Source organism: uncultured Zoogloea sp., from assembly GCF_937894855.1.
In the GTDB taxonomy this organism is placed as follows: domain Bacteria; phylum Pseudomonadota; class Gammaproteobacteria; order Burkholderiales; family Rhodocyclaceae; genus Zoogloea; species Zoogloea oryzae.
The window spans coordinates 12,365-26,795 of the sequence record NZ_CALAYQ010000038.1 but is presented as its reverse complement, the minus strand read 5'-3'; the positions used below and the strand labels follow the sequence as shown (position 1 = coordinate 26,795).

The following is a 14,431-nucleotide window of genomic DNA, read 5'->3' as shown; positions in this document are numbered from 1 at the left end:
CTCAGGGGGCGTTGGCGACCAGCTCGGCGAGCTTCGCGAGGCCGGTGTCCATCTCGTCTTCGGCCGCGTGGCTGAAGTTGAGGCGCAGGGTGCCGAGGGCGGCGTCGCTGGCGTAGAAGGCCTCGCCGGGCATGAAGGCGACGCCGCGCTGGATGGCGGCCGGCAGCAGCAGGCGGGTGTCCACCGGGCGCTTGAGCTGCAGCCAGAAGAACAGCCCGCCGGCGGGCGTCTGCCAGTCGGCCAGGGCGCCGAAGTGGCGGCGCAGGGCGGCGTCGAAGGCGTCGCGCTTGGCCCGGTAGAAATCCGCCAGCCGGGCAAGCCGCGCCGGGCGTCCGGCGGCTTCGAGCTGCTGCAGCACCAGCCACTGGCTGAGTCGGTTGCTGTGCAGGTCGGCGGCCTGCTTGAGGCGCACCAGCGGGGTGAACAGCTCGGGCGACGCCGCCAGGAAACCCAGCCGCAGGCCCGGGGCGAGGCTCTTGGAGAACGAGCCCTGGTAGATCCACGGGCTGCCTTCGATGCCGGCGCACACCGGGCGGCGGTCGCAGGCATCGAATACCAGATCGCGGTAGGGGTCGTCCTCGAACATCGGCACGCCGGATTCCATGCACGCCTCGGCCAGCGTGGCCCGCTCGGCGGCGGTGTAGCAGCGGCCGGTGGGGTTCTGGAAGGTGGGGATGGCGTAGGCGAAGGCCGGGCGCTGCTCGCAGAAGCGTGCCGCGCTCACGGTCTCGGGGGCGAAGGGCAGGAAGCGCGCCCCGAAGAAGCGGAACACCTGCAGCGCGGCGAGGTAGGTGGGCGATTCGACGGCGACCGGGGTGCCGGCATCGATGAAGAGCTTGCCCACCAGATCGATGCCCTGCTGGGAGCCCGAGAGCACCAGCACCCGGTCCGGCGTGGCGTCGAGGCCGAGGGCGGCGAGCTCCAGCGCGATGCGTTCGCGGAGCGCCGGGTCGCCTTCGGACGGACCGTACTGGAGGGCCGAATCCGGCGCGGCGAGGCCGAATTCGGGGAAGGTCTCGGCGGCGGGCAGCCCGCCGGCGAAGGAGATCATGCCGGGCCGCCCGACGACTTCCAGGATCTCCCGGATCGGCGACGGGTGCAGGTCGTGCACGCGGGCGGAAAGGGAGAGCGGAAGGCGGTTGGCGTTGCGGGCGGGCATGGCTTTCTCCAGGTTGTGCGGGGTAGAATTGGTCAAGTGTATTGACCTATTAATCCTGACCCCTTCGCCGAGAAATGTCAATATGGTTGACCTAAATCGCCAGGCCGAGTTGCGCGAGGCCATCGAGCTGTTCTTCTTTGGTTATCGGGCCTTCACCGCGCCCCCGGATCGTCTGCTGGAAGCCTGGGATCTTGGCCGGGTGCATCACCGGGTGCTGTACTTCGTGGCGCGCCAGCCGGGCATCACCGTGACCGAGCTGCAGGGCGTGCTGGGGGTGAGCAAGCAGGCGCTCAACGGGCCGCTGCGGCAGCTGCTGGAGGCGGGGCTGGTGGGGAGCACGGCCGATGCGGCGGACAAGCGGGTGCGCCGGCTGCGCCTCACCGACAAGGGCGGTCAGCTGGAGGCGGCGCTCACCGGCACCCAGGTGGAGATGCTGGAGAAGGTGTTTGCCCGGCTGGGCGCGGACGCGGAGCTGGCCTGGAAGCAGGTGATGCAGGCCCTGGCGGCGCCGCCGGAGGCCTGATTCGGGGTGTCGCGGGGGTGGGGCTCAGTGCCCCTTGAGGGCGTAGATGCCGGGGGCGTTGCGCCAGTAGCCCTTGTAGTCCATGCCGCTGCCGAACAGGAAGCGGTCGGCCACTTCGAGCCCGGTGAAATCGGCGCGCATCGCCGGCCAGGCCTTGCGCTCGTGGTTCTTGTGCACCAGCACCGCGGAGAAGACTTCCCGCGCGCCTTCGGCTTTCAGGTGGTCGATGATCGCGGCGAGGGTGTGGCCCTCGTCGAGGATGTCGTCGAGCACCAGCACCGTGCGTTCGCAGAGGTCGTGGGTGGGGCTCACCAGCCAGTCGAGCAGCGTGCCGTGCAGCGCATGGCCGTAGCGGGTGGCGTGGAGGTAACCCACTTCGAGGGGAAACGGCAGGCGCGGCAGCAGCCGGCCGGCCAGCACCAGCCCGCCGTTCATCACGGTGTAGACCAGCGGGTTCTTGTCGTGCAGGCGGGCGGTGATGTCGGAGGCGAGGCGCGTCAGGGCGGCGTCCACTTCGGTGGCGTCGCACAGGCAGTCGGCCTCCTCGCGGACGCGGCGGATTTCGTCGAGGTCGACGGGCTTCATGGGGCGGATCTCAGGAAACGAGGTTGCGTGCCCGGCGGACGAGCTGCCAGCCCATCCAGCCACGCCTGAGCCAGCGGATGGCTGCCCGGGGCCGGGCGACCAGCACGAAGATGCCGATGCCGGAGAGGATGGGAGCGTTGTTGCGGGCCCACAGGACACCATCGACGACCTTGTCGACGCCACGGAAGACGGGCGCAAAGCCCTGGGCGTGATGGATCATCGCCGCCCGCTGGTCGGCACTGCGGATCTGCAGGCGCTGCTTGCGCAGCGCCAGTTCGACGAGTTCGGGGCTCATTCTTTGCGGCGCAGGGCTTCCCGGTCGTGGGCGATCTCGGCCAGGCTCGCGCTGAACAGCCGGGAGCCGGCACGCAGCCGGGCGGCGGCGCGGGTGGCGGCCCATACCCCGGCGATGAACAGCCCGGTGGTGCCGAGGCCCAGGGCCAGCAGGCGGTGGCTATCCCAGAACAGCACCGTGAGGAAGGCCATCAGGAAGATCACGCCAAAGCCGATGAACAGCGCGGCCAGCACGGTATCGAAGAGGAAGCTGCCGGCGCGCAGCTTTTCTTCCTTGAGCTCGACGGCAAAGAGTTCGATCCGGGTCTGGAGCGTGGCCAGCCCGGATTCGGCGAACCCCTTGAGGGATTCGCCAAGGCGCGTGGGCGCGGGATCGCTCATGCGATGTCGCGCTTAGCGGCGGTTGACCAGCAGACCCAGCAGGAAGCCCACGCCGGCTGCCACGCCGACGGCCTTCCAGGGGTTGTCGTGGACGTAGTCGTCGGTGGCGCGGGCGGCGGCCTTGGTCTTTTCGACGACGGCGGCTTCGATGTCCTGGAACTTGTACTTGGCGGAGGTGAGGCGCTCGCCGAGGCGGGCGCGCACGTCGGCGACCTTGTCACCGGCCTGGCCGGCGGTGAGCTTGAGGAGCTCTTCGGTGTCGGCGACGACGGCCTTGAAATCGGAAACGAGTTTTTCCTTGGTGACTTGTGCTTCGCTCATGGTGTTCTCCTGGTTTTTTTACTGAGGCAAGGGAAGACGGTTGGGCTGACCGGGGTGCTGCTTTCGGCGGCCATGTGATCCTGACCAAGGCTAATCCCAATCGTTCCCGAAGGCAAACAACGATGGCGCAGGCCGCGGCGGGCGCTGTGGCCTGCCGGGCCGCGCCAAGCATCAGGCATCTTGCAATGTTTTATAAATTAATTCTATTGAATAAAGACATCGCTTCGGCCGAAAAGGGAAAGCGCATCGTCATTCGCCGAAGGGGTAGTCGTAATCGACGGTGAGGGGCGCGTGATCGCTGAAGCGCTGGTCTTTGTATACAGCCGCGTGCCGGGCGCGTTGGCCGAGTTCGGGGGTGGCGATCTGGTAGTCGAGCCGCCAGCCGACGTTCTTGGCCCAGGCCTGGCCGCGGTTCGACCACCACGTGTAGCAGGCGTCGGTGGCTTCGGGGTGGAGCCGGCGGTAGGTGTCGATCCAGCCCTGCTCGTCGAACAGCCGGCCGAGCCAGGCGCGTTCTTCGGGCAGGAAGCCGGAGTTCTTCTGGTTGGAGCGCCAGTTCTTCAGGTCGATGGCCTGGTGGGCAATATTCCAGTCGCCGCAGACGATCACGTCCTGGCCGCTGGCGCGCAATTCGGCCATGCGGTGGATGAACAGGTTCATGAAACGGAATTTTGCAATTTGGCGCTCGTCAGAACTGGAACCAGAGGGCAAATATAGGGAAACGACGGACAGCGAGCCAAAATCGGCCTGAAGATAACGCCCCTCGGCGTCGAATTCTTCATTGCCGATGCCTTCAATGATGCGGTCGGGCGGCTTTCGGGTGTAAATTCCCACGCCGCTGTAGCCTTTTTTTGCAGCGCAATGAAAATAGCCGGTCAGCGAACCGGGGTTGATCATCTCCGGCGTCAGGTCGCCGATCTGTGCCTTGAGCTCCTGCAGGCACACGACATCCGCGTTCTGAAGTGCCAGCCAGGGCAGGAACCCTTTCACGCTGGCCGAACGGATGCCGTTGAGGTTGACGGTCACGACGCGTAACATTTTGTGTAACTTGGTCCGATTTTTGGAAACGAAGTGAATTTTAGCCGCGATTTCATTCAGCTCGCCTGCGACAAGGGTGTTCTGCGATTTGGTGAGTTCGTCACCAAGGCGGGGCGGCTGTCGCCCTATTTCTTCAACGCGGGCCTGTTCAACGACGGCGCGTCCTTCGGTCAGCTGTGTGATTTCTACGCGCGCACCCTGGTGGCGGCCGATCTGCCCTGCGACATGCTCTTCGGGCCGGCCTACAAGGGCATCCCGCTGGTGGCCGGCACGGCCATGCGGCTTGCCGAACGCGGCCACAGCCTGCCCTTCTGCTTCAACCGCAAGGAAGCCAAGGACCACGGCGAAGGCGGCACCCTGGTCGGCGCCCCCCTGGCCGGCCGCGTGGCCATCCTCGATGACGTGATCTCCGCGGGCACCTCGGTGCGCGAATCCGTCGAGATCATCCGCGCCCACGGCGCCACGCCGTCGGCGGTGGTGATCGCCCTCGACCGCATGGAGCGCGGCACCGGCAGCCTGTCGGCGGTGCAGGAAGTGCGCGACACCTACGGCATCCCGGTGCTGGCGGTGGCAACCCTGACCGATCTCATCGCCTACCTCCACGACAGTCCCGCCCTGGCGGCCAACCTGGAAGCCGTTCAGCGCTACCGGGCAACTTATGGTGTGGCCGCGGAAGCCTGATCCAATGGTTCGACGCGCCCTTCTCCTCGCCCTCTGGACCGCGCTGCCCGCGTGGGCGCAGACGCCCACGAAGGGGACGGTGTTCTGCTGCATGGACAACGGCCACCAGGTGTGCGGCGACGTGCTGCCGATGCAGTGCTACGGCAAGGGCTACCGCGAGATGAGCCCCCAGGGCACGGTGCGGCGTCTCGTCGAGCCGCCCCTGACGCCCGAACAGCTCGCCCGCCGCGAGGCCGAAGACCGCGCCCGGCGCCTGGAACAGGCCCGCCTGCGCGCCGAGCAGCGACGCAATCAGTCGTTGCTGGAGACTTACTCCAGCGTGGCCGACATCGAAACCCGCCGCGACCGCGCGCTGGAAGGCGTCGACCAGGAGCTCAAGCGTGCCGAGGCCCGGCAGGCCCAGCTGATCAAGAAGCGTGAAAGCCTCAATCGCGAGGCCGAGTTCTACGCCAGGCGCCCGATGCCGTCGCCCCTCGCGGCGGCCCTGCGCGAGTCCGACAGCGAGCTGGCCGCCCAGGGGTCGGTGATCGAAGCGAAGAAGCGCGAGGTCGAGGCCATCCGCACGCGCTACGAGCAGGACCGCATCCGTTACATCGCGCTGACCGATCCCCGCGGCAGCACTCCGCCGCCCCGCTGAAACATTTTTCCTCCCTTCCCGGGGCGGCGCCGGGATCCCGTCTTTTCATCGCGCATATTCCCCTGTCAATTAAGGGTGCAATTTGCTTCGTGGAATGAAATCCGGGATCACCTTTGTTGGCGAGCATTTCCCGGGTTTTGCCAAATGTATTTCGCCGTTGTATCCGCGCAAGGCTTTCTGACATTTGCATTCCACCAAATCGTCCTTGAATGAAAACAAGCGTGTCAGGTGCGCTCATTCTGGGTCGGGGAGGCGAGAACGTGAATGGTCGCCGATTTGGTGCATGATAAACTTTGAAGCATGCAGGACATCCAGAAAGCCGGGACCGAACGGTGGATTCAGATACGTAGTCATACGTCCTTTCGTCTCCTTTCCGATTCCAGAAAATAAACATGCTTCGATACAAGATCGTCCCCGTCACCCCGTTTGAACAGAATTGCTCGCTGCTGTGGTGTGATGCTTCGCGCCGCGCCGCGGTGGTGGATCCGGGGGGTGATGTGGACCGCATCACGGAAGCCATTGGATCGCTCGGCCTGACGGTGGAAAAGATTCTTCTTACCCACGGCCATATCGATCATGCTGGCGGGACGGCCGAGCTGGCCCGTCGCCTCAATGTGCCGATCGAAGGTCCGGAGCGTGAAGACAGCTTCTGGATCGACGCCCTGCCCCAGCAGAGCAAGATGTTCGGCTTTCCGCAGGTCGAGGCCTTCACGCCCGACCGCTGGCTGGTCGATGGTGACACCGTCAGCATTGGCGAGGAAACCCTGGATGTGCTGCATTGTCCGGGTCATACACCCGGGCACGTCGTCTTCTTCAGCACCGCTGCACGCCTGGCGGTGGTGGGTGATGTGCTTTTTGCCGGTTCCATCGGCCGTACCGATTTCCCCCGTGGAAATCATGCCACGCTCGTGAATTCCATCCGTCACAAGCTCTGGCCGTTGGGCAAGGATGTGGCTTTCATTCCCGGTCACGGTCCGATGTCGGATTTTGGCGAGGAGCGCGAAAGCAATCCTTATGTGGGTGACTACGCATGAACTCCGTTCGCGTGAATTGCTGCCAAAGGAGTCTGGCGCGTGGTTGTGGGTGGGCGTGCTTAATTTCTCGAAAAAGGTAGACCAGCGTGCGATTCGCTATTCTCGAAGATGATCCGGCCCAGATGGAAGTCCTGACGGGCTGGCTGAGGGAAGCCGGGCACGATGTGCATGGTTTCGGATTGGCTCGCGAATTGATGCGCGTAGCGAGCCGTGAAAGTTTTGACCTGTTCCTGGTGGACTGGGTGCTGCCCGATCTCACCGGCGAGCAGGTGCTGCGCTGGCTGCGCGTGGAGCGCGGCAACGATACGCCGGCGATCTTCATCACCTCCCGCGATGCGGAGGAGGACATCGCCAATGCCTTCAGCGCCGGGGCCGACGATTATCTGATCAAGCCACCGCGCCGGATCGAACTGCTGTCGCGGATCGAGGCGGTGATGCGCCGCTCGCAGCCGCGCACCAATAACCAGAGTCTGGTGGTGGCGCCGTACAACTTCGACCTGGCCCGCAAGATGCTGACGGTCGATGGGGTGCCCGTCGAGATGACCGACAAGGAGTTCGAACTGGCGGCCTTCCTGTTCCGCAACCTCGGTCGTCTGCTGTCCCGTGGTCACCTGCTGGAAGCCGTCTGGGGCCGTAACCCCGACCTGGCGACCCGGACGGTCGATACCCACATCAGCCGTGTCCGCAGCAAGCTCAACCTGCGTCCGGAAAACGGCTTCCGTCTGACTCCAACCTATAACTTCGGTTACCGGCTGGAGCGCATCGACCCGTCCGAGTCGCCTTCTCTTGGCACGGCAGTGCTTTCGCCGGCCTGATAGTTTTCCGGGGTTCCCGTCCGGGAACCCCGTTTTCCGCGCGCTTACTTCTTCAGCGCGTCACGGATTTCCCGCAGCAGCTTCACGTCTTCCGGTTCGGCCGGGGCTTCTTCGACCGGAGCGGGCTCTTCACGCTTGAGCTTGTTCATCGCCTTGATGGCCACGAAGATGGCCATCGCCACGATCATGAAGTCGATGATGGAGTTGACGAACACGCCGTACTTGAACAGCGGGGCGCCGGCCTTTTCGGCGGCTTCCATGGTTTCGAAGGTCTTGTCACCCAGGTTGAGGTAAAGGTGCTTGAAGTCGACGCCACCCAGCAGCTTGCCGATGACCGGCATCAGCATGTCCTTGACGAGGGAATCGACGATTTTCTGGAAGGCCCCGCCGATGATCACACCGACGGCGAGGTCGACCACATTGCCTTTCATTGCAAATTCTTTGAATTCCTGAAGAAAGCTCATAACTACCCCTTGTATCGATTGATAATCCAGATTATTTGGCTTGAGAAACCGGTACCTTGCCATAAGGGTCAAGGCATCCTTTTCCATCTTAAAAGGCCGAATGCCCATTAAGCTCGTGTCTTTAGCACGGCGTGACACAGTTCAGGACGAGTTTGCGAAGTTTTGCACCCTGCGGTTGCCCGCCAACTAATATATCGAGCCAAACTCGACCGAAAGACACCGTCCGTGGTTTGTCATCCTCTACGTTTTCTGGGCCTTGCGGTGGGTGCCCTTGCATCCTGCGGCGCCCTCGCCGCCGATCGGGAACTCATCTACACCACGCGATCGGGCGATACGCTCATCGGTCTGGAGCGACAGTTCCTGGCTGCGCCGTTTGGCTGGAAGAACCTCCAGCTCCACAACCGCGTGCTCGATTCCCTGCGGGTGCCGGTGGGGGCCAAGCTGCGGATTCCCGAAGCGTGGATGCGGATCGAACCGAAGATGGCCCGGGTGATCGCCCTGCAGGGCGATGTGACGATGGACGGTCGGGCCCTCGGGCTTGACGCCAAGGTACCCGCCGGCGCCTTCCTGCGCACTGGCGTGGGCGCCTTCGTGACCCTCGCGATGCCCGACGAATCCCGCCTGACCGTCCAGCCCCAGAGCGCCGCGCGCCTCGACAAGCTGCACGGCGTGCCGGGTTTCAGCGGCCAGAGCGCCGAAGTCTTCCTCGAACGCGGGCGCGTCGAAACCCGCGTCGAGGCCCAGCGCGGGCCGGCCGCCCGTTACCAGATCCGCACGCCGACCGGCTCCGTCGCCGTTCGCGGCACCGAATTCCGCGTCGGCGCCAACCCCGACGCCCACGCCGCCCAGGCTGAAGTCACCGGGGGCGAGGTGCAGTTCAACCCCGCCGGCAGCGGCGCGCCGAAGGCCCTGCCGGCGGGCTTCGGCCTCGTCGCCAAGGCCGGTCAGGCGCTGCCGCCGGTTCGCCCGCTGCTGCCCGCGCCGGCGCTCGACAGCGTCCCCGCCCGGTTCGAGCAGGTCGCCCTGAGCCTGCCTTTCGCGCCCGTGGACAAGGCCACCGGATACCGGGCCCAGGTCGCCCGCGATCAGGCCTTCGCCGACGTGGTGATGGACGGCGTGTTTGCTACGCCCCAGGCCCGCTTCACTGGCCTGCCCGACGGCACCTACTGGCTGCGCGTGCGGGCGATCGACGATGCCGGCCTCGAAGGCCTCGACGCGTCCCGGACGTTTGAAGTCCGTGCCCGCCCCCTCGCCCCGGCCGTGCTGGCCGCGACCGACGGCCGGCTCGCCTGGCGGGCCGAGGGCGACGCAGCGCGTTATCGCGTCCAGCTTGCCACCGACGGCCACTTCGCCACCCCGCTCATCGAGCGCGACGTGGACGGCCTCGAGCTGGCCCCGCAGCTCGCGCCGGGCCGTTACGACTGGCGGGTGGCCAGCGTGGCCGCCGACGGCCATCAGGGCCCGTGGGGCGAGCCTCACGCGTTCATCGTCCGGGCGGCGCCCGGCCCGGTCAGCGTGACCGCCTACAACCAGCGCCTGCGCTTTGCCTGGCCCGCTGGCGGCAACCAGCTCTACGACGTGCAGCTGGCGCGGGACGCCGGTTTTACCGACCTGATCGCCGATCAGCGCATCGGCGAGGCGGCCTTCACCATTGCGGCACCGGCTTCCGGCACCTACTACCTGCGGCTGCGCGGCACCTATCCGGATGGCACGACCAGCCCGTGGTCAGGCGTCCAGACGCTCCGGACCTTCTACCTGCTGCCCTGGTGGTCCCTCTCGTCGCCCGCCGTCTCCAACCCGTGAGAAACGTCGGCGGATCCCTGCGCCGCCCCAACGTCGAGTGGGTTGCGGTCACCCTTCTGTGCGTGACGCTGGCCGTGGCGTCGGCGGTGGAGGGCTGGCTGTGGCGCATCGACCAGACGATCTACGACGGCGTGCTCACCAGCTGGGTGTCGCCGCCGAGCGACGAGGTGGTGATCATCTCCATCGACGACGCCAGCCTGGCCAGCCTGGGCCGCTGGCCGTGGTCGCGCCGCGTGCACGCCGCGCTGATCGACCGGGCGCGGGAAGTCGGCGCCTCGGCGATGATGTTCGATGTGCTGCTGGATGCGCCGAGCCGTGACGATCCAGGAGCCGACGAGGCCCTCGCCCGGGCCATGCGCAGTTTTGGCCGGGTGGTGCTGCCCCTCAGCCAGGCCACCACCGGCTCGGTGCTGAGCGGCGAGGTGCTGCCGCTGCCGATGTTCGCCGAGGCCGCTGCCGCCCTCGGCCACGACCAGCTCGAATTCGACCCTGACGGCATCGCCCGCAGCGTTTACCTGTGGGAAGGCTTCGGCACGGCACGCCATCCCCAGTTGGCCCTGTCGCTGCTGCGGGTTGTCGATCCGGCGGTGCGCGGCCGGTATTCGCAACCGGCCCCCCGCGAGGGCGCCGACGCCCAGCAATGGCAACGCGCCGGCTGGCTGCGCATCCGCTTCTCGGGCTCTCCGGGCAGCTACATCCATTACTCCTACCGGGCGGTACTGAGCGGCGAAGTGCCCGCTGCGGCCCTGCGCGGCAAGCTGCTGTTGGTGGGCGCCACCGCGGCAGGCATGGCCGAAGCGGTGCCGACGCCCACTTCGGGCCTGTCCCGCTCGATGCCGGGCATCGAGTTCCAGGCCAACGTCTTCGATGCCCTGCGCGGCAACGGCGTCATCACCCCGCTGCCGGCGTGGGTCGCCGGGCTGGTGGCCGGCCTGATGGTGGGCGGGCTGATGCTGGTGCTGCTCTACGCCGACGCCCGCATCGGCCTGATGACCTCCTTCGTCCTCGCCGCCGCTGCGCTGCTGCTGGCGGCCCTGGGCGTGACGGTGGGCGGCTGGTGGTTCGGGCCGGCGTCGGCGGTGCTCGGCTGCATGCTGGCCTATCCGCTGTGGAGCTGGCGACGCCTCGAAGCGGCCCAGCGCTACCTGGACGCCGAACTCATCGCCCTCGAGCGCGAAGGCTCGCCCCTTGGCCTGCTGCCCGACGATTCCGGCACCGCGGCCGCCGATCCGCTGGAGCAGCGCATCCGCATCGTCCGTCAGGTGGCCCAGCACCAGCGGGACGTGCGCCGCTTCATCGCCGACACCCTCGAGCACCTGCCCATCGGCGTGGTGGTGATCGACCAGCTCGACCGGGTGATCCTCCACAACGAGCGCGCCCGCTACCTGCTGCGCGCCTTCCGCAGCGACGCCCTGCTGGCAGCGCTGCGCGAGCTGCCGTGGCCGGTGTATGTGCCGATGCGCGACGGCCTGCCCGACCTGTCCGGCTTCTCGGGCATCCGCCAGTTCGAGCTGACCCCCGACAAGAAGCGCTACCTGCTCGTCTCGGTGGCCGATCTGGTGACCGAATCCAGCGGCCGGCCCGGGCGGGTGATCGGCCTGGCCGACGTCACCGCGATGCACGAAGCCCAGCGCAGCCGCGAGGACACCATGCACTTCCTGTCCCACGACCTGCGCGCGCCGCTGGCCTCCATCCTCACCCTGATCGACGGCCACCAGGGCGAGAAGACCGACTGGGGCGCCCAGATCCCGCGCATCGACCGCTACGCCCGCTCGGCGCTTGATCTGGCCGACGGCCTGTTCCGCCTGGTGCGCGCCGAGGGCTCCGATCCGAAGGACTTCGTGGAGCTGGATCTCGCCGGTCTGGTGGATTCGGCCGCCGACGAAGTGTGGCCCCAGGCCCACGCGCGGGGCATCCGTGTGGACGTTGACACCCGCGACGCCGAGACCGAGGAAGCCATCGTGCGCGGCGACTTCTCGCTGCTGCGCCGGGCGGTCATCAACCTGCTCACCAACGCCATCAAGTACGGCGCCGCCAACAGCACGGTGTCGGTGCGCCTGTCGGCCGAGGGGCCAGACTGGGTGATCCGGGTCAGCGACCAGGGCGAAGGCATGTCGGCGGACGCCCTGCCGCGGCTCTTCAAGCGCTTCTCGCGCATCGTCGAGGAAGGGCGCGACAAGCCCACCGGGGTTGGCCTCGGCCTGCTCATCGTGAAGACGGTGGCCGAACGCCATGGCGGCTCGGTGAACGTCGAGAGCGAGCTCGGCAAGGGCAGCACCTTCGAATTGCGCCTGCCGCTGCGCAACGCGACCGCACAGCTCGTTACGGGCTGAGCGGGGGCGTGGGGTAAGATCGGGGTCACGGGAGTCGTGATTTCTCCGGAAATGCGTTTCAAATACCTCAAGTACCTGGCCTTCGCCCTCGGTGGCGCCAGCACGGCCGTCGCCACCGGTGCGCTGTATCTCTACGCCACCTTTGACGGCGCCCGCCTGGCGACCGACCTGAGCCACTTCACCAAGCAACGCCATCAGCGCACCCTGCGCTTCGACGGTGCGGTCGAGCTCGCCATGTTCCCGCGGCTCGAGCTGCGCCTGCCGGCCATGGCGCTCTCCGGCCGCAACGGCGACGGCGAGTTCCTCGGCATCGAGCAGGGCACCATCGGCCTGCGCCTGCTGCCGCTGCTGGCCCAGCGCGTGGTGGTGGATCGGGTCGAGGTGGACGGGCTGCGGCTGGCCCTGCGCCGGGGCAAGGACGGCAAGCTGTCGGTGGCCGACCTCCTCACTCCGCTGCCCGCCGAGGCGCCGCTGGAGTTCGACGTGGACAAGCTGGCGGTGACCGGCGGCGTGCTCAACTGGATCGACGAGGCCACCGGCCGCAACTTCGCGCTGTCCGACATCCGCCTCGGCACCAGCCGGCTCGGGCGCAAGGCCGACGGCAGGCTTGAGCTTTCCACCAGATTCACCCAGGCCACGCCCCTCGCCGATGCGCGCATCGAGCTGCAGACCGGCTACCGGCTCGACGGCGACGCGGGCCATCAGGCGCGCAGCGCCCATCTGGCGGTTCGCGGCGCGCTGGCCGACCGGGCTGATGTTGATGTGGATCTGGCGGTCGCCGAACTTCAGATTCCCGCCGACGGCGCGCTCCAGGCGAGCGGCCTGAGCTTCGTGGGCAAGGACAAATCCGACGGGCGGCTGGCCGAACTGCGCGTCACCGCACCGCGGGTGGTGCTGGGCGTTGCCGGCCCCGAGGCCGCAACGGCCGACGCTGCCCTGCGGATCGACGGCAAGGCCTACGGCGGCCAACTCCGCACCCGCATCGCCGGCCTCGCCGCCAAGGGCAACCAGCTGGCGGTGGACAAGCTCAGCGCCGACATCGACTGGAAGACCCCGGCGGGCCAGTTGGCTGGCAGCCTCAGTGGCGCGGCCAGCTGGCAGGCGGATGCGCGGGTGCTGGACATCCCGGCGCTGGCCGGCGAGCTGGGCCTGACGGCCGCCAAGCCTGGCGCCGCGCCCCTCAAGATCGCCACCCAGCTGGGCGGCAAGTTTGATTTGGGGCGTGACAACGGCGGTGGCAAGCTGGATCTGCGGTTTGGCGACAGCCATCTGACGGGCAGCTGGAACCTGCCGAAGCTCTCGGCCCCAGGCATCGGCTTCGATCTGGACGTGGACCGCTTTGACGCCGACCGCCATCTGGGCCCCATCGACGGCACTACCCGCATTGACGCCGCGGCCCTGTCGGGGCTGGATGCGGACGGGGTGCTGAAGGTCGCGAGCCTCAAACTTGGCGGCGTGCACGTCGAGCGCCTGCGCCTGCCCTTGGCGCTCCACGGGGGCAAGCTCGCGGCGACGGCCTACACCGGAAATCTCTACGGCGGCACCCTGGAAGGCACGGCCAGCCTGGCCGAGGGCAACAAGCTCCAGTGGCGCAGCTACGTGCAGAACGTCAATGTGGCACCGCTGCTCCGCGACGCGACCGGCCGGGAGCCGGCGAGCGGCCTGCTCAACCTGTTCATCGACGTGAGCGGTGCCGGCCAGACCCTGGCCGACGTGCGCCATGGCCTGGCTGGTCAAGCCCGCGTGCGCCTGCGCGGCGCTGTATTGCGCGGCATCGACGCCTCGGCCGCGCTGAAGGACTGGCGCGGGCCGATCCAGGCCCGCCAGCCCGCCAAACGACCGTACCGGGACACCGAGAGCACGCCGGTGGGCGAGCTCACGGCAGGGTTCGAGGTGGCTGGCGGTCACGCCCGCAGCAGTGATCTGCAGGCCCGCAGCCCGACGCTGGCGCTCACGGGTGGCGGCAGCATCGATCTGTCCGGCCCGCGCGTCGACGCCCTCGTCCGGCTGAACCTGCTGGCCGTGGCGCCGGTGGACACGCCCGTGCTCGGCAGCCTGCGCGGCGTGCCGGTGCCCGTGCGGGCCCGGGGCGCCCTGGCCCGGCCCGACTGGCAGCTCGATCCGGGCGCGGCGCCGATGGCCCCGGTGAAGCCGGTGGTGATCGCGCCGCCTGCGCCCCGGCTGGTGGTCAAGCCGGCGCCCCGCCCGGCGCCCGCGGCGCCTTCGTCAGCACCTGCATCGGCCCCGGCGGTGGCTCCTGTCCCGACGCCGGCCGCAGCCCCGGTCGCGCCGCCGCCTTCGCCCAAGCCTGCGCCCGCTCCTGCACCTGCTCCGGAGCCCGGAAACTAGGCCGGTTTCCGTAC

General features: G+C 67.6%; 15 protein-coding genes. 8 read left to right on the top strand and 7 right to left on the bottom strand.

What is annotated here, in order from left to right; translation table 11 throughout:
- Position 1 precedes the first annotated feature (1 nt).
- On the bottom strand, positions 2-1,159 hold the full coding sequence (locus tag Q0672_RS05305; protein WP_298620487.1) for a PLP-dependent aminotransferase family protein: 1,158 nt from the start codon (positions 1,157-1,159) through the stop codon (positions 2-4).
- A gap of 82 nt (positions 1,160-1,241) precedes the next feature.
- On the opposite strand from Q0672_RS05305, the gene Q0672_RS05300 reads away from it, so the two are divergent.
- The gene (locus Q0672_RS05300; protein ID WP_298620485.1) at positions 1,242-1,682 is read left to right on the top strand and encodes a MarR family transcriptional regulator; all 441 of its coding nucleotides are present in this window, start codon (positions 1,242-1,244) and stop codon (positions 1,680-1,682) included.
- 24 nt (positions 1,683-1,706) lie between these two features.
- On the opposite strand, the gene Q0672_RS05295 is transcribed toward Q0672_RS05300, so the two are convergent.
- From Q0672_RS05295 to Q0672_RS05275, 5 genes are all read right to left on the bottom strand, one after another.
- The gene (locus Q0672_RS05295; RefSeq protein ID WP_298620483.1) at positions 1,707-2,267 is read right to left on the bottom strand and encodes a hypoxanthine-guanine phosphoribosyltransferase; all 561 of its coding nucleotides are present in this window, start codon (positions 2,265-2,267) and stop codon (positions 1,707-1,709) included.
- Positions 2,268-2,277: 10 nt separating this feature from the next.
- Positions 2,278-2,562 (bottom strand): YqjK-like family protein, encoded by a 285-nt coding sequence (locus Q0672_RS05290; protein WP_194271248.1) that lies wholly within the window; start codon positions 2,560-2,562, stop codon positions 2,278-2,280.
- The gene (locus tag Q0672_RS05285) at positions 2,559-2,942 is read right to left on the bottom strand and encodes a phage holin family protein (RefSeq protein ID WP_153162226.1); all 384 of its coding nucleotides are present in this window, start codon (positions 2,940-2,942) and stop codon (positions 2,559-2,561) included. The genes Q0672_RS05290 and Q0672_RS05285 overlap by 4 nt, the downstream gene beginning before the upstream one ends.
- Before the next feature lie 12 nt (positions 2,943-2,954).
- On the bottom strand, positions 2,955-3,263 hold the full coding sequence (locus Q0672_RS05280) for a YqjD family protein (protein WP_153162224.1): 309 nt from the start codon (positions 3,261-3,263) through the stop codon (positions 2,955-2,957).
- Between the two features lie 249 nt (positions 3,264-3,512).
- Entirely contained in the window at positions 3,513-4,301 is a 789-nt protein-coding gene (locus tag Q0672_RS05275; RefSeq protein WP_153162223.1) for an exodeoxyribonuclease III, read from the bottom strand.
- 33 nt (positions 4,302-4,334) lie between these two features.
- Here Q0672_RS05275 and pyrE point away from each other — a divergent pair, with 33 nt between their 5' ends.
- The 4 genes from pyrE to Q0672_RS05255 all read left to right on the top strand — a co-directional run bounded on the left by pyrE (position 4,335) and on the right by Q0672_RS05255 (position 7,468).
- Complete coding sequence (gene pyrE / locus Q0672_RS05270; protein ID WP_153162222.1) at positions 4,335-4,982, top strand: orotate phosphoribosyltransferase; 648 nt, start codon at positions 4,335-4,337, stop codon at positions 4,980-4,982.
- Between the two features lie 4 nt (positions 4,983-4,986).
- Entirely contained in the window at positions 4,987-5,619 is a 633-nt protein-coding gene (locus tag Q0672_RS05265; protein WP_298620478.1) for a hypothetical protein, read from the top strand.
- 392 nt (positions 5,620-6,011) lie between these two features.
- Positions 6,012-6,653 carry an MBL fold metallo-hydrolase gene (locus Q0672_RS05260; RefSeq protein WP_298620476.1) on the top strand — a complete coding sequence of 214 codons (642 nt, stop codon included), beginning with the start codon at positions 6,012-6,014 and terminating at the stop codon, positions 6,651-6,653.
- Positions 6,654-6,739: 86 nt separating this feature from the next.
- Positions 6,740-7,468, top strand: coding sequence for a response regulator transcription factor (locus tag Q0672_RS05255; protein ID WP_228111918.1), 729 nt, complete (start codon positions 6,740-6,742; stop codon positions 7,466-7,468).
- Positions 7,469-7,512: 44 nt separating this feature from the next.
- On the opposite strand, the gene mscL is transcribed toward Q0672_RS05255, so the two are convergent.
- Positions 7,513-7,932 carry a large conductance mechanosensitive channel protein MscL gene (gene mscL / locus Q0672_RS05250; protein WP_284189102.1) on the bottom strand — a complete coding sequence of 140 codons (420 nt, stop codon included), beginning with the start codon at positions 7,930-7,932 and terminating at the stop codon, positions 7,513-7,515.
- A 261-nt stretch (positions 7,933-8,193) separates the two neighbouring features.
- Between mscL and Q0672_RS05245 the strand changes: the two genes are divergently transcribed.
- From Q0672_RS05245 to Q0672_RS05235, 3 genes are read left to right on the top strand one after another with little or no spacing between them, the layout of a single operon-like run.
- Positions 8,194-9,735, top strand: a complete 1,542-nt coding sequence (locus Q0672_RS05245) for a FecR domain-containing protein (protein ID WP_298620473.1) — start codon at positions 8,194-8,196, stop codon at positions 9,733-9,735.
- Positions 9,732-12,068 carry a CHASE2 and HATPase_c domain-containing protein gene (locus Q0672_RS05240; protein ID WP_284189104.1) on the top strand — a complete coding sequence of 779 codons (2,337 nt, stop codon included), beginning with the start codon at positions 9,732-9,734 and terminating at the stop codon, positions 12,066-12,068. Before Q0672_RS05245 ends, Q0672_RS05240 begins: the two co-directional genes overlap by 4 nt.
- A gap of 51 nt (positions 12,069-12,119) precedes the next feature.
- Positions 12,120-14,417, top strand: a complete 2,298-nt coding sequence (locus Q0672_RS05235) for an AsmA family protein (protein ID WP_298620469.1) — start codon at positions 12,120-12,122, stop codon at positions 14,415-14,417.
- The last annotated feature ends 14 nt before the right edge of the window (positions 14,418-14,431 follow it).

Coding starts and splice junctions, on each gene's coding strand:
- Q0672_RS05275 (WP_153162223.1), bottom strand. CDS start 4,301: ATGTTACGCGTCGTGACCGTCAACCTCAACGGCATCCGTTCGGCCAGC.
- Q0672_RS05295 (WP_298620483.1), bottom strand. CDS start 2,267: ATGAAGCCCGTCGACCTCGACGAAATCCGCCGCGTCCGCGAGGAGGCC.
- Q0672_RS05265 (WP_298620478.1), top strand. CDS start 4,987: ATGGTTCGACGCGCCCTTCTCCTCGCCCTCTGGACCGCGCTGCCCGCG.
- Q0672_RS05280 (WP_153162224.1), bottom strand. CDS start 3,263: ATGAGCGAAGCACAAGTCACCAAGGAAAAACTCGTTTCCGATTTCAAG.
- Q0672_RS05260 (WP_298620476.1), top strand. CDS start 6,012: ATGCTTCGATACAAGATCGTCCCCGTCACCCCGTTTGAACAGAATTGC.
- Q0672_RS05285 (WP_153162226.1), bottom strand. CDS start 2,942: ATGAGCGATCCCGCGCCCACGCGCCTTGGCGAATCCCTCAAGGGGTTC.
- Q0672_RS05300 (WP_298620485.1), top strand. CDS start 1,242: ATGGTTGACCTAAATCGCCAGGCCGAGTTGCGCGAGGCCATCGAGCTG.
- Q0672_RS05290 (WP_194271248.1), bottom strand. CDS start 2,562: ATGAGCCCCGAACTCGTCGAACTGGCGCTGCGCAAGCAGCGCCTGCAG.
- Q0672_RS05235 (WP_298620469.1), top strand. CDS start 12,120: ATGCGTTTCAAATACCTCAAGTACCTGGCCTTCGCCCTCGGTGGCGCC.
- Q0672_RS05305 (WP_298620487.1), bottom strand. CDS start 1,159: ATGCCCGCCCGCAACGCCAACCGCCTTCCGCTCTCCCTTTCCGCCCGC.
- mscL (WP_284189102.1), bottom strand. CDS start 7,932: ATGAGCTTTCTTCAGGAATTCAAAGAATTTGCAATGAAAGGCAATGTG.